Here is a 22,180-nt window from a genome sequence, read left to right on the forward strand (position 1 = left end):
TATTAAAAGAAGATAGAGAAGAAGACAAAGAAGCGTTTGCTTTCTAGTAAGCTTCCTGCCGATAAAAAAAGTGAACAATTCGATAGTAAACCATTTAATAAAGAAATAAGTAAGGCTATTGATCAGAAAAAATTGCATCACTCGACTAAAAGACATAAACATGGTATTGAGTCTCCGTTCCCTTTTTAAGATGATTCTATGCTAAATCTAATCGAATTACAATCTGAAATATTCTATTCAAGGTCCTTTTTTGCCATCTCATCGGTTTTTTGATGGTATTCCTGAATTTCCGTTTGCATCACCAACAATTCCTTCATCGTTTCAGCAAAATCTTGCTGCAGCTTTTCCTGTCGCAGCTTTAGTTTTTCTTCCTCCAGAGCTATTTTTTTTTCAAGGCTTCTTTGCAAGTGGCGATAATACATCAGTCCGCCAACTAAGGAAATGAAAAAGGCAATCACTAAAAAACAATACTGACCGACAAATTCAGGATTAAGCAGATAGGAAAATCCTAGAAAAAAGCAGAAGCCGACAATCCCTCGAATCACTTGGCACAATTTTTCGTCACTCATCAGAGATTTCCCCCTCTCCCTTTGTTAATTCTAACCAACAGCCACAAAAGAAAGGCCTTTTTTCCCAAACGGTCCATTCTATTGCTTGTTTAGTAAAAAAGATTGACGATTGTGCTAATGTAACGCTAAACTAGGAAGAAACCTTGTCAAATCAAGGTGTCAAAAGTCTTTGACAGGCGAAAACCTACTATTATAAAGACATTTGATCGCAGAAATCCCCGCGATCTCTTAAGCTAAGGATACAAAGGAGCGAACAAAATGAACCTCAGCAAACAAATTAAAAAATATCGGGATCGCGATGGCTTATCCCAAGAAATGTTGGCAGAAAAACTGTATGTTTCACGCCAAACGATTTCCAACTGGGAGAATGAACACAGCTATCCCGACATTCACAACTTATTATTAATGAGTGTTCTTTTTGACGTGACCTTGGATGAATTAGTCAAAGGAGACGTGGAGATCATGAGAAATGAATTAAGTAAGAAGGAATGGAACAAACGAAGCATCCAAATGGTTATAGGCTTGTTAGGAACCACCTTGCTGCTTGGACCATCGCTGAATACTTTTGGGAACATAGGCTTGATCGTTCCGGCAGTGTGTTGGTTATTCGCCATGCACGGGGCTTTGAAAATCGAAAAGATGAAGAAAGACCGCCAAATGAAAACCTACTCGCAAATCATCGCCTTTTATGACGGCAAAACCATTGAGGAAGAAGAAGTCCGAAAAAATGCCAGAAGAGATTTTTGGATCAAGGTCGCCTTGGTAGTTGGCTTTGGTTTGGTAGGTGGCTTTTTAGCTGCACTTAGTCTGTATTTTAGTTAAAAAAAGCCATCAGTCTTCTCGAAAATCAAAGACTGATGGCTTTTTCTACATAGTTTCTGGCAGGATTGAAAAAATGAAAAATCCGATAGCGACAAATTCTACAAAAAAGATGGCAAATATCTTACGTTTTAGCTGGTTCATCGCTTCTTGTTCTTGACGAGTCAAGTGCACTTCGTATTTTCTTCTTTTGAAAAAATACAGCAGCAAGCCGCCTCCAGATTGCCCACTGAGACTTAGAAAGGCCCATAACTTGGGACGTTCCAGCCCCCTGGCCTTAGCGTCGATTAATACAAGGGAATAAATAAAGTAGCATAAACACATACTAGCGGCGATAATAATCCCGCAACAAAGAATAAATACGATCATTCGTGGATCCATAACTAACACCTCCTATATTTTCTTGATAATTAAGTAGAATAAGCTGAAGGTATTTGCGATGACTAAGAGAAAGATCAATGCCCAGATAGTTGTACTGGCTGGACTAATGAAGATTAGTCCCAGCATTAATACTACATTGACTAACAATAAAAGGATAAAAGTCTTGATGAAACGATTTTGTTGGGTATTTTTTTGCAGTTGATGAACCATTTTATGGTCTCCTTTCAATAATTCGTCCAAAGACAACTGGTAGATATCCGACAAACGAATGATTCGTTCGATATCTGGGTAGCTGCGGCCATTCTCCCAATTGGAGATCGTCTGGCGCGTTACCCCCAATGCTTCGGCAACTTCGTCTTGCGTCATATGCAAGATATTTCTTCTTTCTCTCAGCTTTGCTCCAACTTCCATCTGCTTATCCTCATTTTCTCTTCTTTTGTCTTTAGTTTAAATCAAAAACCGTTTGAAAAGACGTAAAAATGCTTTTACATCTTGATAAATCGGGCTTTTTATACAAAAAAGCATGACCAAACTTTCGTCCAATCATGCTTGTCACTATTCATTTGCTACAAAATATCCGTACCATACTTTACTATCCGTGTCATCTGCATGAGAACCTATTAGTTCTAAATTAGTGCCTACTTTGAACCGTTTATCTTCTCGCACTTCCAAATTTTCCTTAAACAACTGATCATATGAATCGTAACGTTGACGCTCAATCTCAGCACCGTCCCATTCCTGCATCAGTTCGGCTAAATATTGCCGTTCATTTTCGCCACTAGTAGGGATTAATACCTCCACTGAATTTGTTGTGTTAGTTGCTGCAGGATCTTCTTTTTTCTGACAACCTGCAAAAAGTAAAAGCAATGTCAATAAACAGACTATTAGTCCTTTTTTCATAACCATTCCTCTTTTTCGTTTTCTCCATTTTATAGTATCATATATTTTTTTTAAATGGTATGGCTAATTTTATAGCTTGACACCTAAAGAATTAAACAAACACTTCTAAACGGTTATTTAAAAATCTTTTTAAAGTCTTTTATCAGATAATTAGCCTTTTCGGACCAGTTTACATAATTATTGAAACGAGCCTCCAAGAACTTTTTAAAACATTCTTAAAAATTTTTTTACAAAGACTAAAGAATTTGCTTAAGGGGTATTATCTTCAATACGCTGTACACAAACAGCTCAATGAAAAAATTGCTTATCTACGAAAGATCAACTTTTGCAAAAACTGTGTTTCTAATTATACATCACATTAACTCGTTACAAATTAAGTTCGCTCATAAATTTATTTACTTAATTTAGCCACAGCAATTTTTACACTTTTAACACAAAAACCGATCTCCAAGTGTTAGATTAATCTAACGCTTGGAGATCGGTACAACTATTTTTTCAACTTACTATTACTGCTTAGTCACCGAATTAATCCGTTGCTGTAGTCGATCGTATTCCACTTTATAAGTGTCACTCTCCGTTTGCGAGGTAGGAACTAGGAAGTAATAATCAGTTACCCCATCTATGGGACTATTTGAATGGTAGAAACGATTTAAATAGGCCTGTCGCAGATCACCACGTGTTGCGACAAATAAATCAAAGAATCCAGTTGGGTCCTTCAAAGGTACTTCTTTTTCAAGAGCGGCAAATTCAGTTTGTTCAGGACTTAAATCAGACTTGCGCATTTGCTGGTATAACTGTTCATCAGAACCACTTGCAATCATATCTGCCCACTGGGTTTCAAAGTCGGCTGAGCGATCCAAATACGTATCATCAGCGGTAATTAACAAGGCAGAAGTATCTGCTCCATCAGAAACAGTCAGGCTCATCAGCTCTGAGTCGTTATAAGTAATATCTACTAAATAATCTCTTCGTGTTCCATCAGCCATGGTAAATGTCCATTGCTGCCGCTGATTGGTAACCGCTTGTTCATCCTGCAAGGTCTGACCAAAGCCAATTAGTCCTACCTGAACAAACGCTGCTTCCTCAGAACTAATCATTGGATAGACTTTACGATACAGTTCATAAACAATACCATCATCAGCAATATTGCCAAATACTGTTAAAAACACATGTTCTAAATCCTGTGAGCTAGCTAGGCTATCAGGCTGTTGCAACCCATCATTTAACGCATTAATCTTATCGGTTTGAGCACTCAATAATTCTTGATCATTAACATCCTTTAGAGCGAGTGCCGGTAATTTAGGTAATTCAGTCTCTTGCTGCTCTTTTTCATCACTAGCAAATACACTGAAGGGGATAGTAAATTGCGGGAAGTTTCCCGTTAACACAACAGCGAAGACTGCAACAAACAAAGCAGCTAGGATGCCCCAAAAGATCAACCATTTTTTTGTGGTTTTCATGTTTCACCTCGTTTTGTTTTCCTTATTCATTGTGGCGACAATTCTCCTTTTCGTCAAGCCTTCTTCACACATTAATATGGAATTTTACTTAATTTTTCTAAATATTTGATAGCAAAGCACTAATTATCATGGTCATTCCTGCTGTTATCTATTAAACTAGAAGAAAATGATTTTTTGAGGGAGCAACATGTCAGAAGGAAGAAAAGATCGACGTAAAAAGAAAGAGAAACCAGTTCTGCCTGTTTCATCTGCAGAAAAAAAACGTCAAAAACCAAAGAAAAGTAAAACAACACGTAAGAAGACACCTAAATCAAATAAACCAGCTAGCAAAGGCCTATCTAAAGTAACTAAACTATCCATCACAGCTTTAGTGCTGATGCTGATTGCTATAATCGCCGGTGCTGTTTTCTTTTTTAATCAATATGGTCAAACGATTACTACGGCTGTAGATGCTGGTCAGCAACAAGCAGAGTCGATTCAAGAAAGCGACTTTAAACAATTTCGACCAACTACGATCCTAGATGTCAATGGTGGTACCCTTAAAGAGCTTAAAACGCAAGAGCGCGATTATCTCAGCTATAAGGAAATGGACCCGTTAGTTTCTGAGGCGTTGATTTCAATCGAGGACAAGCGGTTTTACGAGCATCATGGTGTAGATACCCAAGGCCTGATAACAGTTGGTCTTAATGCTGTGATCGGCAGAGGCGTCCGCGGCGCCTCTACTATTACACAGCAACTAGTAAAGAATATTTACTTAACACCAGAAGTGTCTATTTCTCGTAAAGTAGAAGAAATGGTTATGGCTCAGGCACTAGAGAAGAAGTTTTCAAAGGAACAAATTTTAGAGTATTACTTAAATAATGTGTATTTTGGTCATGGGGCTTACGGAATCAACGCGGCTTCTCGCGTATACTTTAACAAATCAATTAATGATACTAGCTTACTAGAAAAAGCCGTATTGGTGGGAATCACGAACAACCCTGGACTTTATGATCCTGTTAGCAATAAGGACAATGCCAAGAAACGGGGACAAACAATTCTCAATGAAATGTTAAGTCAAGGATATATTACTAACGAAGACTACGAACAAGCTACCAATGACGACTTTACTGCTAGCATTCATTCAGAAGCCTTAAATAATGATTTAGGCGATAATGAAGTTGCCTTAGCCGTCGATTCAGCAACCAAGATTTTGATGGAGCAGCAGGATTTCCGCTTCCAGTATCAATTTGATAGTGCGGAAGAAGAAGAACGCTACAATCAAGAATACCAAGATGCTTATAACAAAGTTTACCAACGAATTTTATCTGGTGGTTACGAAATTCAAACCAATATCGACCCGAACATTCACCAACAGCTGCAGGATATTTTAACTAGGGTAATGGAAGGCTGGTCAGAAATTGACCCTGAAAAAAATATTTATACTAAACAAGCAGCGATGACCGTCATTGATAATGCCACTGGCAGTGTCGTAGCAAGTATTGGTGGGCGTGGCGAAGAAGGCAATACCTATAATCGGGCGTTCCTTTCGTATCGTCAACCTGGTTCAGCTATCAAGCCACTTGTGTCGTATGCACCGGCTTATGAGCGTGGACTCTTAGAAACCAGCACAGTCTCTGATGATCGCCCGAACAATAATTATCCTAATAATATTTATATGGGATCTCGAGGGAACCTAACCTTACGAAATGCGTTAGCGATGTCTTCCAATGTTGTTGCTTATAAATTAGCGATGGAAAATCAGGCGGAGTTACAAGAGCCTGTTTATCAACCATTGGCACAGATGAAGTTTACAGGGCTGGATGTCGCCGATGATAATCCAATTATTGCAGTTGGTGGGATGACTTATGGCGCAACAACTCAAGAGATGGCTAGCGGTATTGCAACTTTGGTTAATCAAGGGAATTACCGAATGCCAACCAATATTCAAACCATTAAACGAAAAGACAATGACCAAGAAATATTTAATTTAAATGACTCGCCACAACGTAAGGTTTACAGTGAAGATGCCGCATATCTAACGATTGATACGATGAAGGCTGTTCACCAAGATGAAGATGGTACAGCAACCGATACGAACCTTGCTCATAATCAACATTGGGCGATTAAAACTGGGACTACCGATGAAGCCAAAGACTTGTGGACAGTCGGGGCAACCCCTCATTACACCGTAGCAGTTTGGGCTGGTAATGACACCCCACAAGCTCAAGACAATACGACTGTCGGAAAAGCAACCCGTCAGATTTTCCAGGAAGCGATGGATTTGCTGAATGCAGACAAAGAAGATGTTGATTTCCAAATACCAGCTTCTGTTACCAATCAAGAAGGCCAATTAATCACTCGCTCTAGTCAAGCGAAACAAGTACTTGCGACCCGCCAAAATGCCTTGTTGGCAACTACGCAAAACATTAATACTTTGGCAAAAACCAAGGCAAACGAATTGATTGCTGAAAAACTGAACAGCCCTACTGTATCTGAAGCTTCCACTTTCAGTAACCAATTATTGGCAGATCGGATTCAAACCTTGAGTCAATTCGAATTGATCGTTACCGATACACAGGACAATTGGAAAACCTTTGATCAATACGCTCAGCAAGTCCTAGCGCTTGTTCAAAACGTAGAACCAGCCGGTGGCACGCTAACTAACCAATACAATAATGTTTACAGCAACAAACAAACACAGTATGAACAAGAAAAAGCCGCTTTGACAGCTGAAGTGGATCGTCTCGACGATGATATCAAGACCACAGAGGAACAAAGTAAAGAGCTTGATCAGCGAATTGATGAAATAAAAAAAGCTCTACAAATACGCGACACTGGAAGCAGTTCAAGAAATTCTTCCAGCAGCTCTAGTGAAGCAACTGAAAGAGACTAGCCATCTGGCTAGTCTCTTTCAGCTTCTACCAAATATTTTTTTGGCGTTGTTCGACAATTTTCTGCCCTAAATTAGCCCAATCTAGCGGTCGAGGTGGCGACAGCCACACTACATACTGACAGCTACTGGTTTCTCCAAATGAACGATTATCCGTTAACAAAATATCCGCGTCTTTTAGATTATCCGTAATCACCGCTCCCGATGTTTGGAAAAAAAATAGGTTGCTCTTGATAAAATCATTGTATCGTTCTCCATAAGAAAAATCGACATGTATCTTTACCAGATCTAACAACGCTTCTTTAGGGAATGTATTCACTACTAATAATAAATAATTAAAAAAAACAAATTTCTTTTTCTTATACAATAGCGTCTTTTTTAGCGATTCCATATAATGGCGACAAAAAGTCAGTATTTCGGGATAATTTTGTTGAAAGTAGCTGATATCAATTACTGGCTGCAACGATTCGTAGCTAGTGCTTAATTCACTTACTTGTAGGTGTAAAAAATTTAAGCACCTGATAAATAGAGCGATCTCCTCTGGATAATTGCTCAAAACAGGAAACGCCTTTTTTATTGCAGAAACTAATTGTTGACTAAATTCCATTATAGATAAATCATACTGAATAATCTGATCCATTAAATGAACGGAGCGTGTCATGTAATAATTGACAAAAGCTTGTTTTTCTATCGCCACAAGAGCTTCAGGTACTTGCGAAAAGAAAAAAGATAAACAAATTTGAGTCTGCATTTCTCCACTTAGCAACGGTAGTTTCGTGTCTTTTAAATAGTGTTTTTGACGTAGCCGTGTATCTGTCACATAACAATAATGAATCAGGTCCGTCTTTTGATGGAGAGTAAATTGTTCAAAAGGTAATATGGCAATTTGCTGCTTCACTAAATACAAATCACCGTTGGCATAAAAAGACAAATCATCCTTTAAAATACGAACAAAAAGTTCTGTCATAAACAGACGTAAATTTTGCTCGTCCGAACTGACTAGTTGAAATTTGCGACTCAATTGAATATTGTGCGTTTGTAAGATCTGATTTAATTGCTTATATTCCTTATAAGCAATTGGATAGCTAATCAGTTCGTTAATTGAAAAATCATTCACAGAATTATATTTTTCTAAATACGCACTGCATAGCAGCCGAAACCGAAGTGAATCCTTGGCGTAATTTTCCAATAGGGTTTCTGAGCTTGCCTTCCCAGAAATTTGCAGCTGTATATAAGGTTCTTCATCAATTAATTGAATCGCTTGGTCCAATTCATATCTTACTAAATCATAACTCAATGCTTCAATAATTCCTTTTAATACATAACTAGATACTTCTAGATAATCCATCAATTTGTGCTTATTTATTGAAAAAAAGGCATTGCGCTCCAGCAATTTTAAGATTTGATATTTACGCCATTCATCTTTAGCTAAAAATTGTTCAAGCAATAGAATCACTCAGCATCATTTTCATATCGGAAGCAACTTCCCCATAAAGAACTATCCCTGAAAGGAGGTAGGCACTCATAGCTGTTTGACAAAATACGTTGCTCTCCCCTGCTTCCCCTCCTGAAGAAGGATCGTGTGTAGCTATCGATGTTGCTGTAGAAAAGAAATTGTCATCCAACATAAGCCGAGGCAGTGATTGGTTAATAAAATCCGCTCTTTTTTCAGAGTCTGGAAATCTCTCATTGCTGGGCACTTCCTTGTTTGTTTTATCTTTGACAGCTTGTTCGGATGTATTCGTTGCTTCCCCCGAAATGTCTATTTTTTCTTTTGGGTCTTCCTTTTTTTGCTCAGATGATGATTCATTTGAAAAAATACTGCTATCAATAGTCTCACTAGATTCAAAGGTAATCTCCGCTGTTGACTCCTGTGTATCTTCGATTTGTTCATTGGGAATAGGTGTAATCGTCTCGTTAGGATTCATCGGATCATAAATATCACTAGCTGCTAAAGCATAATTTGAATAGAGAAACAAAAATGTACCGATCCACAAGGGCATGCAATAAGTCATAACTCGTTTTTTCAAACTTTTTCCTCCTCACATAATTGTCGCCAAATAATGAAGGTTCCGACAATCATAAAACTAAAAAACGAAATGAAAACTATTAACACATTTTGGCAATATCTCCATTGAGTTTTTTGTTCTAACCGCTGCTCAACACTTCTTGTGCGCCTATTCGATTGTTCTTGCTGCTGTAAATTGGCTATTACAACAAATCGTTGATCAGTTTGTGTTGGTCTATCACAGGTAATCAACGTTAGTTGCGGCTGATCGGTTTCTTCCAATACGTTTAGATCAGATTCCTTAATTATTTTGGTTAACTGCACACGATAATGGTAAACAATCCCAGAAGATTGGAAGTAAATATCCTCTTCCTTTTTTAGATCCAGCAGCTGGCCAAAAAGTAATTGCTGATTTCCTAAGTGGTGTCCCAATACAACTAGATTATCTGTTTCAGGACTTCTTTCAGGAAACAACATTCCCGAACCAGCTAAAAGAGTGTTTTGTGTAGCCGTTGGATAAACAGGCACCATTAATTCCAAAGATGGAATGAACAGCTTTCCTCTCAAAGTCTCCCCTGTTCCCTTAAAAGTCAAAACTTCTGAGAAGGTTGGTGGCTGAACGGGCTCGGCTTTTTTTAGAGGTTGCTCAGCCCTTTTACTAGGAGTCTCTGTATTTTGGATTAATTTATAGCTAAGTACGCTTTGCTTCAACACAGGAAGTGCGAGCAAAAACAACGCCATCCAATAGACAAGAATGATCAAGTAGTTACTTTTTCGCATGTTTCTTCCTGTACCAAATAACCAAAACGATCAAAAGTAACAGTAAGAGCCCAATCAAAATATAAAGCCAGGTGAAATCTTTTTTAACGGTTACATCTCCTTCGTTGAGTTTTCTTGCTTCATCCGCTTTGACTTCAAATTCTTTTTCCAGTTGCCAATTGTACTGATAATGTTCTTCCTTACCATCTGAATCAACAAAAATAAATGCACTGTTTTCATCCTTTTGACCATAAGCATCTATCTTTAAAACATATTTTCCTGGGCTTAAACGCTCACCATTTAGCGGCAGACCCAAGTTGAAATTTGAATTTGGTGCCATTTGCATCCCTGTTTGACGATTTTCATACACGACCTCATCTTTCCCTTTTGCTTTCACTGTCATGTGCGTGGCTAATTGATTCAGATAAACAGGATTTGGATTTTGTAAATTCCCGTAGATCAACGTTCGAGCGTTTACCTGATCCGCTCCTGCTTTTACTAATTTCAAATCGGGTATGCCATTGTCTGTCTCTTGACGCATCAATAATGCAACTACGTAGGAATACTCGTTTTTGATAGCTAAGCCCGTTGTATTAGTGCTTGACGATGTTTGGTCTTCTCTAATTTTTTCTTGGAAAGTAATTCCACCAGCTATAATTCCCTTAAACGCTTCATTTGGCATATGTATAGTAAGTTTGTAAGGTGACTCTGAGTGAGGTGGCAATAGTAATTCTGAAGGGGCTTCTACATAGTCCTTTAGGTCAAATACCAATGATGGATCTGGTTTGATTTCATTCTTGCTATACTCGACTACCCCATTGCTATTGGTTGTGGCACTACTAATTTGTGCCTCCACTACTACCTCTTGATCGGTATCATTTCGTAAATTAACCGTTAACTCTTGTTGCTGGTCTGCTGAAAGCTGCAAATCAAAATATGTTTTTGATTTATCTAGTTGATTATCAGGAATTTGTGGTGTAACAGCAAAATTGAACTCAGCAGCTTCACTTGTGATACTAGTGAATGCGCCAATTCCTGTTAGCAAAATAATACACACGAAAAATTTATTTAGTAGTTTCATCGTTCTTCCTTTCAGTTGAAGCAGAGGTTGTGACAGAAGCGTTCAACTCCGATAAATAGCTGCTCATATTTTTGCGATGATTCGGCTTATTTCCCAGAGAGCTGCTTCAGGTATACCGATAATGCGTTTTTTTAGTGGCTGTGACATCAAACGTCACAGCCACTGTTTCATTTCATTATTGGATTGGATCAGCCGTAGTTGGCGTATCTGCTAATACCCAATTAAAGGTCGTTGTATATTGTTTGACATATTTGGTCGTAGCTCCTGGCACAAACAGCTCAATACTTTCAGCCCCTGTAGAAGCATCACTACCCCAAGCTAGCAAGTAAGTTCCTGCACCTTGACCATCTGTTGCTGTCATTACATCTGTCAGTGAGTTATTTGGAGCTAAATTGATAGTCGTTTTGCCAGCAGGTTTTGCGGAAGTGGAAGCAGTAACAACATTCCCATTGTTAAAAGTGATAGCTGCTCCGGTTAGTTCTTCATCATCGGCTGTCTTGAATTGGCCTGTTTGTTTTACTTGTAAATTCCAACCAGTCTCTACGCCACGATTGTCTGTAACCTGAACAAAATTAGGACCTGTTTTTTCTGTGTTGGTACTATCAAGATATTTTTGCGCTTTGGCTTTATATACTTCATCAGTGGAAGTGATCTTTTGAGTACCGAAGTCTAGACTAGATGCATAATCAATCGATAATGGCCCATTGGTGCCCGGGTTGGGTCCATTAGGATCAGTTGGATCTACAGGATCGATTGGATTCACCGGATTTGTTGGATCAACTGGTTTCGTTGGTGCATCATTTGGTTCAAAAGTGATGGCGCCGTTAGAAGTATATTCTCCTCCATCTGCCGCTAAAGTTGTGATTGGTAAAGCTAATGTAGCTACTGTCAAAGCCGCTATTGTTAAATATTGGATTTTTTTCATGAATAGACTCCTTTAAATGTTTTCTGGAATATCAGACAAATTCCAGGTCAATGTTGTTGTATAATTTACTGCATCCTTTGGCGTACTGCCAGGTACGAATAAGGATACATCTTTCGTTACATTTGCTTGAATATCAGTACCGTCTTCGCCTTTTTCTGTAACCGACTCAACCGTTCCCCAACGATTTATCCAAGTACCTGCGCCGGAATTTTTCACAGCGGAAAGAACTACAGCCTCTGCACCATTCGGGTTTAACGTAATTGGCTTTTCAGCAATTGGCGCCACGGCTGAAGAGTTGCTGGCAACTGTTGGATTATCTAAAGTGACGGCTGCTCCTGTCAATACGTGGTTCAAGGTTGTTGTTTCTGCAGTAAATTGGCTATTTTGTTTGACTTTTAATACCCATCCGCCGTTATTTCCGCGATTATCAGATACTTGAACATAATTTGCAGTTGCTGGTGTACTCCCTTTATACGTTTGTGCACGAGCAAAATAGGTTTCATCTTTGTTGGAAATTTTATTTAATCCAAAATCAAAAGATGAGGCATAATCAATCGACAATGGACCATCTGTTCCAGAGTTGGGACCATCAGGATCAGTTGGATCAATGGGATCAACCGGAATATTTGGATCAGGTTTTTCTGGATTGACTGGTAATGTAGGGTCCGTATTTGGAACAAACTTTACCGCACCATTAGAAGTATACTCACTACTTTCTGCAGCATGAGAGACAGTCACACCACCCAGCGTAGTGACTGCTAAAATAGTGGCGGCAGTGGTGGTAATCAATTGGTTCTTTTTCATTTTCTTCCTCCTTAATCATTGCCAGGCACATTTTTCAGTGCCCAGGTTAAGGAAGTTCGATATTCTTTCGCATATTTTACCGAACTTCCTGGTACTTTTAGTTGAATGACCTGTTCGTTTGCGGAAGAGCCAAAACGATACAGCCAGGTCCCCATTCCTTGATTCTCATTTGCTGTAACCACATTTTTTTCCTCGCTAATGGATCGGAAAATAATCTCCTCATCAGCTTGTGGGGCAAACATCTGATCCACGTTGGAAACAATCGTCCCCTTTAGAAAAGTTAGTTCAGCATTTTCTAATTCCTGATTATTGCTAGTATGAAATTGTTCGTTTTGTTTGACACTTAACAGCCACCCACTGCCAGTTCCACTAAGATCAGATACTTGAACGTAATTAGGTCCACGTTTTTGTGTCCCATCTGTCGTTTGATAACTTAAATCCTGGGCATAATAAGTTTGGTCAGTAGCTGTAATCTTTTGTTTGCCAAACTGAAAACTCGAAGCGTAATCAATTGACCGAATTCCGCCGGTTCCAGGATTTGGCCCTGCCGGATTAATTGGATCTTCTGGAACAACCGGCTTAGTTGGATCGGGGGCTAAAGGATCCAACGGTTTAATGACTGTGGTATCATCCACTCGATAAGATAATGACACTTGTGACTCCTTTGCTAGAGCAGAACTACTTCCTAGTAATAAACTACCTACGAGGAGAATAATTGTTTTTTTCAGTTAAAATCCCTCCTCGTTTCACCTTAAAACCGACGATAGTTAATAATGCCATTCCAGCTAGTGTCGTAAGCAATGAAGATCGATCGCCCGTTCGAGGAATTATTGGACCTGTTTCTGCATAAGAAGGCAAAAAAAGTTGGATATTTTCACTAGACACATCCCCTTTAGAAAATTCCTCTTTTATCGATGGTTTATCTTCAGGATACTCATATACCCCATAAAATCCTGTTTTGCCATTCGAGTCATAAGCTGCTTCACCATGAATTGGAAAGACAGCTAAGAAGAAAAGTACCAGACAAGCAACTACTATTTTTTTCATTCGCATCACCTAATTTCCCGGGACATCTTCTAATTTCCAAGACAACCTTCCTGAGTATGTGCCCACACGTTGCTTCTCAGGGGGGACGATTAATTTGAAACCGCCCGTTGTTTGCCAATCAGCTGAGATATCCTTGACCCCATCTTCCGTAAATTCCCCTGTTTCGATTACTTGATTGCTCACATTGATGGGCAGTTCTCCTAGCTGAGAGGTATAGTACAAAGAGTCGATTAAAGAGATACTTCCCTGTTTTATTTCCTCAGACTGATTGACGGTTATCCGCCACGGTTTGTGGGCATCACTGCGAGAATCAGATATTTCCAATTTTCCATTAACTTGCGGCTGATAGATTTCGGTTTTATTTGAAATGTCATTTAGTCCAAAGTTCAATTGATCGGGTACTTCTTTTAATGAAAGATAACCTACAATTGTACTAGTTGTAGCTGCTTTAAATGTTGCATCACGATAAGTCATGTCAGTTGCCGGCTGAATATTTCCAATCTCATTATTTGTAGCTGGTGGATTAGTAATTTCGCCAGCCAATCCGCTTTTATCTCGTAAAAAAAGTTGAAGAATATCCCTTTGCTTCAAATTCAAACTAGAAATATCTAATACCCATGAGCCATCTGCTTCTACCGTACTTGAAAGTCCACTGATTTCTTGACCATTGATTGCCAAAGTGATTATGCTTCCAGGTTCACCAGTACCGGAAATCTCTGGAGTAATGCTTTCAATTTTCATCGCATCATTTATTACCGCTGGTTCTGGTGGAGTAACATCAATCACAGTCGTTGAGACCGGTGATTCACTTATCCAAGGACCTCTTTTGGCACTACCAGAAATTTCTTTCCCAGCCTTTTGGAAGGTATCTGCTTGATAAGAAATATAACCATTTTCATTAGTTGTTAAGTCTTCAATGATTTGCCCATAGGAATCAGTTATTGTAACCGTTGCTTGATTTTTTGAAGCATAAACTGGAATATAATGAATATCACCTGCACTGTTGGAGCCATTGTTGTCAGGTACCTTTCCAATGATTACCTGCGCTTGCAAAGTTTTGTCCGCATCGGTAATCGGTGTCCATTCCAGTGTTGGATTTTGATTCATCCCTGAAATCCGACGATAATTCCGCTGGTTAAACCCAGAAAGCCCCGCATCGGTACTTGACACTACTTGATTAGTTCCATTTCCTTTTACTTCAAAACTAGCTACCTTAGCATACGTTTCATCTGATGGACCTAAAGGCTGTGTAGCTAACTTCCATAAATCAATGTCAGAGTCGATAATCTGAAAGCTGTTATCGGCGTAACTTCCCATTGCAATTTGTACTGCTTGTCTGCCATCATACAGATTCCGTAAATCATACTGTGCCGGTGAATTTAATACCATTCGCGTGTTTTGCCGCCGAACTGAAGCTATTCCGGTACCATCTGAGGACATATTGATTAATGGTTGGCTACTTCGACCGATTACATAAAAGAAAGCACCAGGATTCACTTCTAAGTAGGTATTATTGTTAGAGAAGGCAATAACAGCACCTGAGTTTTTCTTACTGGTTAAATTTACAACAGCGCCTGGCTTGATGATCATGCCTGAACCATTTTCATCGAACCGTACCGCATTACCAGGCATGTTTACATTAAATATGCTATTTTCTCCAACATTTAAACGCTGGTAATAAAGATATACCGCTGGATAGGTAGTTCCGCCAGTTTGGCTTTGGGTGATGTTTACTTTGCAATTTTTTCCAATGGTGAATTCTCTTGAAGCACCTGTGGAATTACTAGCAGCCGTAACGTTATACCAGAAAACCGAAAAGTCATAAACATTCACGTTTCCCGTATAAACAGTGTTATCTTCCATGACGAAGCTTCCTAAATAGAAGTTTTCTGCTCGAGTATCAATGTCCATATTCCCGTAAACAGTTACTTCGCCATAAGAGGCTCGTGCCAGCCGTTGAACACCCGGTTCAGTCGTAACATTTCCAAAACGATACCGCCATTTTCCACCGTTGGTATAATTCAACCGTGTTCCAACGATATCCTCAGAATAAGCCCCTAGATATTGTTGATTTAAGACAATATCATGCATGTGAAATGACCCTGTACCATTGCTGGGAGCATCCAGCCAAATCGATGAATCTCTAAAATCTACTCGGTTACCTTGACCATCAATTTCAAGATCATTTCGCCTCGGATAAGTAGAAAGACGCCCATCACTGAGACTAGTACTCGCAAAACTTGCGGTCAGTGTAATTTTTGTGATTGTTTCATCCCGGATACTATTCACAAAGGATGTCCAATCACCTACCACTGCATCACTAGCAGCTAAAGTTTGAGCAGCTGATCTTTCAGCTGGTTCATCTTCAGCTGAATTGCTTTCCTGGCTGCTAGAAGCTTCGATGGTCTCTGCCTTGGTATTAACGGATTCAGACTCTGTTGATGAGGTGCTCTGAGCAACTTCATTAGAAGATCTAGCAAGTAACGAGTCCTCATTAAGCGAAGCGAACGTCTTCTGTGAATCATCCACAGTCACTGATTCGGTTGCACCTAACGCAACTGTATTTGGCAATGTAAACCAAATGACCAGCAAAATCAGCCATGTTTTTCGTTTCATTCTCTCCCCCCTTCCAATATTAGGCTAACAAACTGATGCTTTCTTTTTTATATTTTTTTTGCTAAAAAAAGAAAGTTTAGTTATAATTATGTGAAAATCCTTTGTTTCCACAAGCTTCTTTGCTGATTTAATAACTTTAAACTAACTTAGTATCTACTATTCTAGTCATCATTCCATCGAAAAAAAGATCAATTTCACAGTTACCCTTCTTAAAATATGACCTTTTCACTCATTTTACTGACTTAATCTGTTTTATTTCGAGTTAAAAAGATACTTTCCAATTATTTTGTTTTTTGTAAGTTTTTATCAAAGAAGGTTTGGACGATCTATATCAATTGAATTCTCTTCAAAATATAATTATTATTTAGAAAAAAAGAAATGAGGTGTCTTCCATTTTTGGGTTTGATAAGAATACCTTGTTAAAAAGAAAAATTATTGATACTTTAGATAGTCAAACGCAGGCCTTTACTTATAAAGAGCTAGCGGAAACGATTCAGATTGCTAGTGTAAGTACTTTGCATACAATTTGTCGAGAATTAGCCGATTTGATAGACGAATTGTACCCAGATCACTCGTGTTCATTAGTCATACGCAAAGAAAATCATGGAACAACCGTAACTCTCCAGCGTTCGTCGGATAATCTTCAAAAATTTTACGATTATTTATATTCATCAGATATGGCTTATAAAGTTCTTCAAACTCTTTTAATAGAACGAAAAACTTCGACCGTCCTTTTTTGCATCAATCACGGCTTAAGTGAATCGAGCTTAAAACGGAAAATCAAAGATATTAATCATGAAATTTCAGCCTTTGATTTACGGATAACCTGTGCTAAGCAGTTAACTTTAAGGGGCCCTGAGGTAAAAATTCGTGCGTTTCACTATATTTTCTTACGTAGCATCCATCGTCAGTTTTTTACTATCCCCAGTTTGCGAAATTTAGATTTAGATTATCAATTAGCTGAAGAAATTGCTGAGGAATTGAAAGTATCTCATGATCCGACGCTAGTTGAACGCTTTGCCTATTGGGTTTTGATCACTCGGACAGCCCTTTCGAAAGGAAAAACACTACACCTTTCACCGGATGATTTAGACATACTAGCGACACTCCAACTTCCGGACAAACCGCTATTTTTAACGCATTGGTCAACTCAGGATTGGTCCTTTTTAGTAACAGTCGTTTATTGTTCTTTGTCTGAAAATTTCCAACTTCCCATGAGAGAGGAAAATTTGGAAAATCCTTCTTTGCAACAAAGTTGGATTCAGTTGTTTCAAAAGAACTTTCGTTTGCTTACTCGTAAAGAGGAACGGTTTGTCCGAATGAAACTGAATCAACTAACAGTGACAATGTATTTTTTTCCATTAAGCGGTTCGTTTTTGACCACCTTGCAAACATTTGTTGGTTTAGAGGAATTAAGTGAACTTTATCCTCTTTATTTACGACGTTTCGAATCTTTTTGGCAGGAATGGTCCCAGCATTTACCTAGTGACGATTTGGAAATGTTCCATATGTTTAGTTTATCGACTTGTATTTCCATCATTCCGATGGATGAACTTCGACCGGAAATCGCTGTATATATTTACTCAGAAACCAGCGATTCGTTTAAACAGTACTTGAAAATTAAACTAAATTTTTATTACAGTACTCGCTATGCTTTAGTTTTTGTAAAAACGCCTGAAGAAGCTGATCTATTAATCAGCACCGTCCCGTTACTCACCAAATATTGTCCTTATCAACAAAAACTTCTTGTGGTGCGAGCTCGTGTTACACCAAAGGACTTAGAAAATATTGGAAATCGTCTGCATGAACTATTTGAAAACCAAATAAGAGCAAAATAAGAGCAAAATAAAAAGCCGTTCTCTCATCTGAAAGAACGACTTTGATTTATGCTATGCTTTTTTCTAAAATTATTTCGTAAGGCTCGCCGGTTAGGGTAAATCCGCCAATTGGAAGATACCCCAACTTATAATAAAAGTGCTGCGCAAACTCAGTCGATACGGTGGAGGTCATCACACGATCATAAGTCAATTCTCGCATCTCTGACTCCCAAAAGTTGACAGCTTCCTTACCATATCCTTTGTTACGGTGCTCTTTAAAAAGGTAAAGCATTGTCATAAAAGGAATCGTATCCCAGAAAAGATTGTAACGTAACCAGCCAATTGATTGTCCGTTTTCTTCTATTATATAGATGCGATTTAGGTAAATTGCATCCAGTAAACCCTGTCTGCGAATATGGGGATCATTCTTAGCAAAAAACTGAACATCCTTTGAAACAGCTATGCGAATTTCCATGGTGGACCTCCCTAGTCTCGTTTCTTTTTATTATACCAAAAAGCATTGGCAAGCTTTTTGAACTTACCAATGCTTTTATAAACTATTTATTGAATTTTTTACTTCCTAATTTCATATGGAACTGTGGGTCTTTTGGTGTTGATGGATCAACGCCACGTAGTGTTGGAATCTTGGCACACATTAACTGCAATGGGATAATGAAGTTAAAGGTCAGCATATCTTTATTTTGCACTGTCGGTAAAACTAAATCAGCCTGCTCTGATTCATAATTAGTAAACAAATAGATGGTTTTACTCCAGCCTGACAAGACCTCCTGCATTTTTTCTGAGCGAGGTTCTGCGCCATCGTCTAAAATAAAGACGGTAGACTGGTCATTGATCGCATTGTAGATGCCATGAATGAATTCTTCAAACTCATAACCTGTTACTGGACAACGCATCGTTTCCAATAATTTTAACGCACTTTCTAAAATATCGCCGTATAATGAGGCTGGTCCAGTGATGCGGATATCCTTGATCTCTTTTAATGCATCTTTATTGGCTTCGATCCAAGCTTCTGATGCCTCAAAAACATCTCGGAAATGCTTCGCTGCTTCTTGAGCTTCGGCAACTTTTTCGTTAAAGACTTCCTTTGAAACAGCGCCATTTTCCAAACCAATGTATAAAGCCAATAAAAGTAAGTTCAATTTTGTACAGTAGAAGCCTTTTGTTTTAGCACCAGCTAACTCTTCGCCGCAGGCTACGGTTAGGATATAATCTGCCACTTCATCAATGAAGGCACCTTCTGCTCCTGCCATCGATGCGGTCATACAGCCGTGTTCTTTCGCAAGCTTCATGGCATTGTAGGTAGAGTAACTGCTTCCACCTTGAGAAATCCCAACAACTAATGTATGCTCGTTGTCTTCCAAGAAGGTCGTTTTTGTAATTTCAAAAGGATACATCGCACGGACATCCATTTGCAGCAGGCTTTGCATTTGCTGACTCATTTGTAGACCGGAATGATAACTGGTACCAGAACCCGTGATGATAATACGTTTAACCGGTGCTTTTTTTACCTCCGCAAATAATTCCGGTGCCTGTTTAATAATCAAGTCCATTTTTTCTGGTGTTTCTAACATGTAGCTTTCAATTGTCGCCATTTGTCACTTCTCCTTTTTTATAAAATTCCAATAGCGTGCATCACAATCCCAAAGATGATGATTCCGATGGTCAGCCAAGTAATACTTACTTTTTTAATTAATCGGTAAATTACAAAGGTGAAGATCAACGGCAGCATATTTGGCAAAATTTGATCCAAAATGTCTTGCACAATGATTTCAGCTCCGCTAATCTTCAGCTCTAATGGGGTGGTGATTGACAGCATAGTGGCTACCATTCCGCCCACTACCGAAAGTCCGATAATCGTAGCTACTGACATAATCTTGTCCATTAAGCCTTCTTTTTGAATTCGTTCCAGCGAGTTGACTCCCACTTGATACCCCAGCTTCAAGCCGAAGATCCGAACTAGGAAGTTGGGTACATTATAAATTAACAAGAACAGTAGTGGTCCAAACAAACTGCCATCCTTGGCAATTGAAACCCCGATTCCGGCTGCGATAATTCGCAAGGTCCCCCAAAAAATCGAGTCGCCAATCCCAGCTAGTGGTCCCATTAAGGAAGCTTTTACCGCATTGATAGATTGTTCATCAAAGTTGACGTTGTTGGCATTTTCCTCCTCCATCGCTGCGGTAATTCCCATAATAGTTGGTACAACTGCCGGCGTGGTATTGAAGATTTCCAAGTGGCGTACTATGGAATCGGATTGATCCTTTTTATTCGTATATAACCGTTTAATAACCGGAATCATGGAGTAGCAATAGCCGATATTTTGCATCCGTTCATAGTTGAAGGCGCCTTGCAGGGCAAAGGAGCGCCAGAAAACACTTCGAAGTTCTTTATTGGTTACTTTAATCAAAGTCAATCTCTCCTTCCGTCAAATTATCTTGAGCAGCTTGAGTACTTTCTTTCTTCGGTTCAATGTAAAAATGCAAGATGAAGGCGAGGCAGACTGCGAATAATGCAATCGCTGTGATATTTAAGCCGCCGTAAGCTGCCGCTAAGAAGCCAATGAAGAAGAAAGGCGCCATTTTTTTCGAAAACAGCATATCCATTAACAAAGCAAACCCAATCGCTGGCAATAATGCCCCTGCAACCCGCATGCCATCTAAAATGACGGTTGGAATCGAATTAATTAAGTTGGATACCTGGTCTGCTCCTAAAAGAATCGCTAAAAATGTAGGGACAAAAGTGCTTAAGAAAAACAGACAGACGGGAATCCACATGGATATGGCTAGGCCACGGAAATTGGCTTCCTTAGCATATTCATCCGCCTTGTGAGCAAAATAAGTGTTGGCAATCCGAACGACAACGCCCAACGTTTGGGCCAATACAGCAATTGGTACAGCTAGAGCTAATGCAACTTCTACTCCGCTGCCAGAAATAATGGCAAATGCTGTTCCTAAAATTCCGCCAGTAACAACGTCTGGTGGGGTTGCCGCCCCAATTCCGGCAATCCCCATCCAAATCAATTCTAGTTGGGCACCGATGACGATTCCTTGAGTGACATCTCCTAAAACTAAACCAACGAATACACCTGTAACTAAGGGACGGTCAAACATCATTTGACCAAAAATCCGACCATCTAAAATTCCGATCCCGGCAATCAACCCCAGCATTAATGCTTGTGCAACCATTTCTTTTCCCCCTTCCTATAAATCAAATTCCTCCAGTGTTTTACGTTTATCTCTTGGCAGCATCCGGAATTCTACTTCCACACCTGCCGCATGAATCGCTTTCAAATTTGCTATATCGTTGTCATCTACGGCTACTAAATCTGTCAATTTGCGTTTGCCTTCTGAAAAGCGCAAGCCGCCGATGTTGATTTCCTTAATGACTCCGCCGGCATTTTCAATCAGCTTGCGAGCATCATTTGTGTCCTTCACTAAAACTAGAACATTGCTTTTCTTTGATTGGCTGAATTTGGCTACGATCTCGCCAGATTCTTCAACCCCGCGAATGTACAGGTTCACATTGCTTGGTTTTGCCAAATTTAGCGCCATCGCCTTCATTTGATCATTTTTGGCTTCGTCATTGACTACTAAAATCGTGTTTACGCCTAGTGATGAAGTCCAGCCAAAGGCCACTTGCCCGTGGATTAAACGATCATCAATCCTCAATAATGATACAGTCATCTTCTACCTCTCCTTTATTTGCAATACATGCATTTACATGTAAGATTCCTTTTTTGGCTTCTTCCAAACTGTTGTTGATGCGTTCTTCAAGGGTGCCTTCAGATAAAAATAAGTTCAAAAGCATCGGTAAGTTTACCCCAGTCACTAACTGAAAATCATAGCCCTCTAACAGATAACCCGTAAACAGATTCGCCACACTACCACCAAACACATCGGTTAAAACAATTAACGGGTCGTCTTTGACGCTAGCTAAGTACTGTTTCACTTCTTCGGCAGCATCTTCGGATGATTTTGATTTTGTCATGCAGAAGTAATCGACCTTAGTTTCTTGCCCAATGATTAGTTGAACACTGTCGATAATTCCCTTTGAGAATTCTCCGTGGGTTGCAATTAAGTATTTCACTTTTATCCCTCCTTC

General features: G+C 39.2%; 23 protein-coding genes. 3 read left to right on the forward strand and 20 right to left on the reverse strand.

Annotated elements, in window-relative coordinates; genetic code table 11:
- Positions 1–233: 233 nt before the first annotated feature.
- Positions 234–569, reverse strand: a complete 336-nt coding sequence (locus IGI42_RS17345; protein WP_438717230.1) for a hypothetical protein — start codon at positions 567–569, stop codon at positions 234–236.
- Between the two features lie 258 nt (positions 570–827).
- Between IGI42_RS17345 and IGI42_RS17350 the strand changes: the two genes are divergently transcribed.
- Entirely contained in the window at positions 828–1,391 is a 564-nt protein-coding gene (locus tag IGI42_RS17350; RefSeq protein ID WP_438717231.1) for a helix-turn-helix transcriptional regulator, read from the forward strand.
- 45 nt (positions 1,392–1,436) lie between these two features.
- Here the strand turns inward: IGI42_RS17350 and IGI42_RS17355 are convergent, their stop codons facing one another.
- The 4 genes from IGI42_RS17355 to IGI42_RS17370 all read right to left on the reverse strand — a co-directional run bounded on the left by IGI42_RS17355 (position 1,437) and on the right by IGI42_RS17370 (position 4,129).
- Complete coding sequence (locus tag IGI42_RS17355) at positions 1,437–1,769, reverse strand: hypothetical protein (RefSeq protein WP_438717232.1); 333 nt, start codon at positions 1,767–1,769, stop codon at positions 1,437–1,439.
- A 12-nt stretch (positions 1,770–1,781) separates the two neighbouring features.
- The gene (locus IGI42_RS17360) at positions 1,782–2,180 is read right to left on the reverse strand and encodes a helix-turn-helix domain-containing protein (RefSeq protein WP_438717233.1); all 399 of its coding nucleotides are present in this window, start codon (positions 2,178–2,180) and stop codon (positions 1,782–1,784) included.
- Between the two features lie 144 nt (positions 2,181–2,324).
- Entirely contained in the window at positions 2,325–2,669 is a 345-nt protein-coding gene (locus IGI42_RS17365; protein ID WP_438717234.1) for a hypothetical protein, read from the reverse strand.
- A gap of 506 nt (positions 2,670–3,175) precedes the next feature.
- Entirely contained in the window at positions 3,176–4,129 is a 954-nt protein-coding gene (locus tag IGI42_RS17370) for a hypothetical protein (RefSeq protein ID WP_438717235.1), read from the reverse strand.
- A gap of 187 nt (positions 4,130–4,316) precedes the next feature.
- Between IGI42_RS17370 and IGI42_RS17375 the strand changes: the two genes are divergently transcribed.
- Positions 4,317–7,004, forward strand: coding sequence for a transglycosylase domain-containing protein (locus IGI42_RS17375; protein ID WP_438717236.1), 2,688 nt, complete (start codon positions 4,317–4,319; stop codon positions 7,002–7,004).
- Between the two features lie 25 nt (positions 7,005–7,029).
- On the opposite strand, the gene IGI42_RS17380 is transcribed toward IGI42_RS17375, so the two are convergent.
- From IGI42_RS17380 to IGI42_RS17420, 9 genes are all read right to left on the reverse strand, one after another.
- The gene (locus IGI42_RS17380; RefSeq protein ID WP_438717237.1) at positions 7,030–8,448 is read right to left on the reverse strand and encodes a helix-turn-helix domain-containing protein; all 1,419 of its coding nucleotides are present in this window, start codon (positions 8,446–8,448) and stop codon (positions 7,030–7,032) included.
- On the reverse strand, positions 8,441–9,031 hold the full coding sequence (locus IGI42_RS17385) for a hypothetical protein (protein ID WP_438717238.1): 591 nt from the start codon (positions 9,029–9,031) through the stop codon (positions 8,441–8,443). Before IGI42_RS17385 ends, IGI42_RS17380 begins: the two co-directional genes overlap by 8 nt.
- Positions 9,028–9,789, reverse strand: a complete 762-nt coding sequence (locus tag IGI42_RS17390) for a class A sortase (RefSeq protein ID WP_438717239.1) — start codon at positions 9,787–9,789, stop codon at positions 9,028–9,030. Before IGI42_RS17390 ends, IGI42_RS17385 begins: the two co-directional genes overlap by 4 nt.
- Entirely contained in the window at positions 9,776–10,849 is a 1,074-nt protein-coding gene (locus tag IGI42_RS17395) for a DUF916 and DUF3324 domain-containing protein (RefSeq protein WP_438717240.1), read from the reverse strand. The genes IGI42_RS17390 and IGI42_RS17395 overlap by 14 nt, the downstream gene beginning before the upstream one ends.
- A gap of 175 nt (positions 10,850–11,024) precedes the next feature.
- Positions 11,025–11,774 carry a WxL domain-containing protein gene (locus IGI42_RS17400; protein ID WP_438717241.1) on the reverse strand — a complete coding sequence of 250 codons (750 nt, stop codon included), beginning with the start codon at positions 11,772–11,774 and terminating at the stop codon, positions 11,025–11,027.
- Positions 11,775–11,786: 12 nt separating this feature from the next.
- Positions 11,787–12,578 (reverse strand): WxL domain-containing protein, encoded by a 792-nt coding sequence (locus tag IGI42_RS17405; protein ID WP_438717242.1) that lies wholly within the window; start codon positions 12,576–12,578, stop codon positions 11,787–11,789.
- Between the two features lie 11 nt (positions 12,579–12,589).
- Positions 12,590–13,231, reverse strand: coding sequence for a WxL domain-containing protein (locus IGI42_RS17410; RefSeq protein ID WP_438717243.1), 642 nt, complete (start codon positions 13,229–13,231; stop codon positions 12,590–12,592).
- A 43-nt stretch (positions 13,232–13,274) separates the two neighbouring features.
- Positions 13,275–13,625, reverse strand: a complete 351-nt coding sequence (locus IGI42_RS17415) for an LPXTG cell wall anchor domain-containing protein (protein ID WP_438717244.1) — start codon at positions 13,623–13,625, stop codon at positions 13,275–13,277.
- 9 nt (positions 13,626–13,634) lie between these two features.
- On the reverse strand, positions 13,635–16,241 hold the full coding sequence (locus IGI42_RS17420) for a pectate lyase-like adhesive domain-containing protein (protein WP_438717245.1): 2,607 nt from the start codon (positions 16,239–16,241) through the stop codon (positions 13,635–13,637).
- A 383-nt stretch (positions 16,242–16,624) separates the two neighbouring features.
- Between IGI42_RS17420 and IGI42_RS17425 the strand changes: the two genes are divergently transcribed.
- On the forward strand, positions 16,625–18,079 hold the full coding sequence (locus IGI42_RS17425; protein WP_438717246.1) for a helix-turn-helix domain-containing protein: 1,455 nt from the start codon (positions 16,625–16,627) through the stop codon (positions 18,077–18,079).
- A 46-nt stretch (positions 18,080–18,125) separates the two neighbouring features.
- Here IGI42_RS17425 and IGI42_RS17430 read toward each other — a convergent pair whose 3' ends face one another.
- From IGI42_RS17430 to IGI42_RS17455, 6 genes are all read right to left on the reverse strand, one after another.
- Positions 18,126–18,533, reverse strand: coding sequence for a GNAT family N-acetyltransferase (locus IGI42_RS17430; protein WP_438717247.1), 408 nt, complete (start codon positions 18,531–18,533; stop codon positions 18,126–18,128).
- Between the two features lie 82 nt (positions 18,534–18,615).
- The gene (locus IGI42_RS17435) at positions 18,616–19,671 is read right to left on the reverse strand and encodes an SIS domain-containing protein (RefSeq protein WP_438717248.1); all 1,056 of its coding nucleotides are present in this window, start codon (positions 19,669–19,671) and stop codon (positions 18,616–18,618) included.
- Positions 19,672–19,688: 17 nt separating this feature from the next.
- Positions 19,689–20,486 carry a PTS system mannose/fructose/sorbose family transporter subunit IID gene (locus IGI42_RS17440; RefSeq protein ID WP_438717249.1) on the reverse strand — a complete coding sequence of 266 codons (798 nt, stop codon included), beginning with the start codon at positions 20,484–20,486 and terminating at the stop codon, positions 19,689–19,691.
- The gene (locus IGI42_RS17445; RefSeq protein WP_438717250.1) at positions 20,479–21,264 is read right to left on the reverse strand and encodes a PTS mannose/fructose/sorbose/N-acetylgalactosamine transporter subunit IIC; all 786 of its coding nucleotides are present in this window, start codon (positions 21,262–21,264) and stop codon (positions 20,479–20,481) included. Before IGI42_RS17445 ends, IGI42_RS17440 begins: the two co-directional genes overlap by 8 nt.
- Before the next feature lie 15 nt (positions 21,265–21,279).
- Complete coding sequence (locus IGI42_RS17450; RefSeq protein WP_438717251.1) at positions 21,280–21,762, reverse strand: PTS sugar transporter subunit IIB; 483 nt, start codon at positions 21,760–21,762, stop codon at positions 21,280–21,282.
- Positions 21,737–22,165 carry a PTS sugar transporter subunit IIA gene (locus IGI42_RS17455; protein ID WP_438717252.1) on the reverse strand — a complete coding sequence of 143 codons (429 nt, stop codon included), beginning with the start codon at positions 22,163–22,165 and terminating at the stop codon, positions 21,737–21,739. The genes IGI42_RS17450 and IGI42_RS17455 overlap by 26 nt, the downstream gene beginning before the upstream one ends.
- Between the last annotated feature and the right edge of the window lie 15 nt (positions 22,166–22,180).

The sequence above is a fragment of the Enterococcus sp. AZ109 genome (assembly GCF_051714625.1).
Lineage (GTDB): Bacteria > Bacillota > Bacilli > Lactobacillales > Enterococcaceae > Enterococcus_A.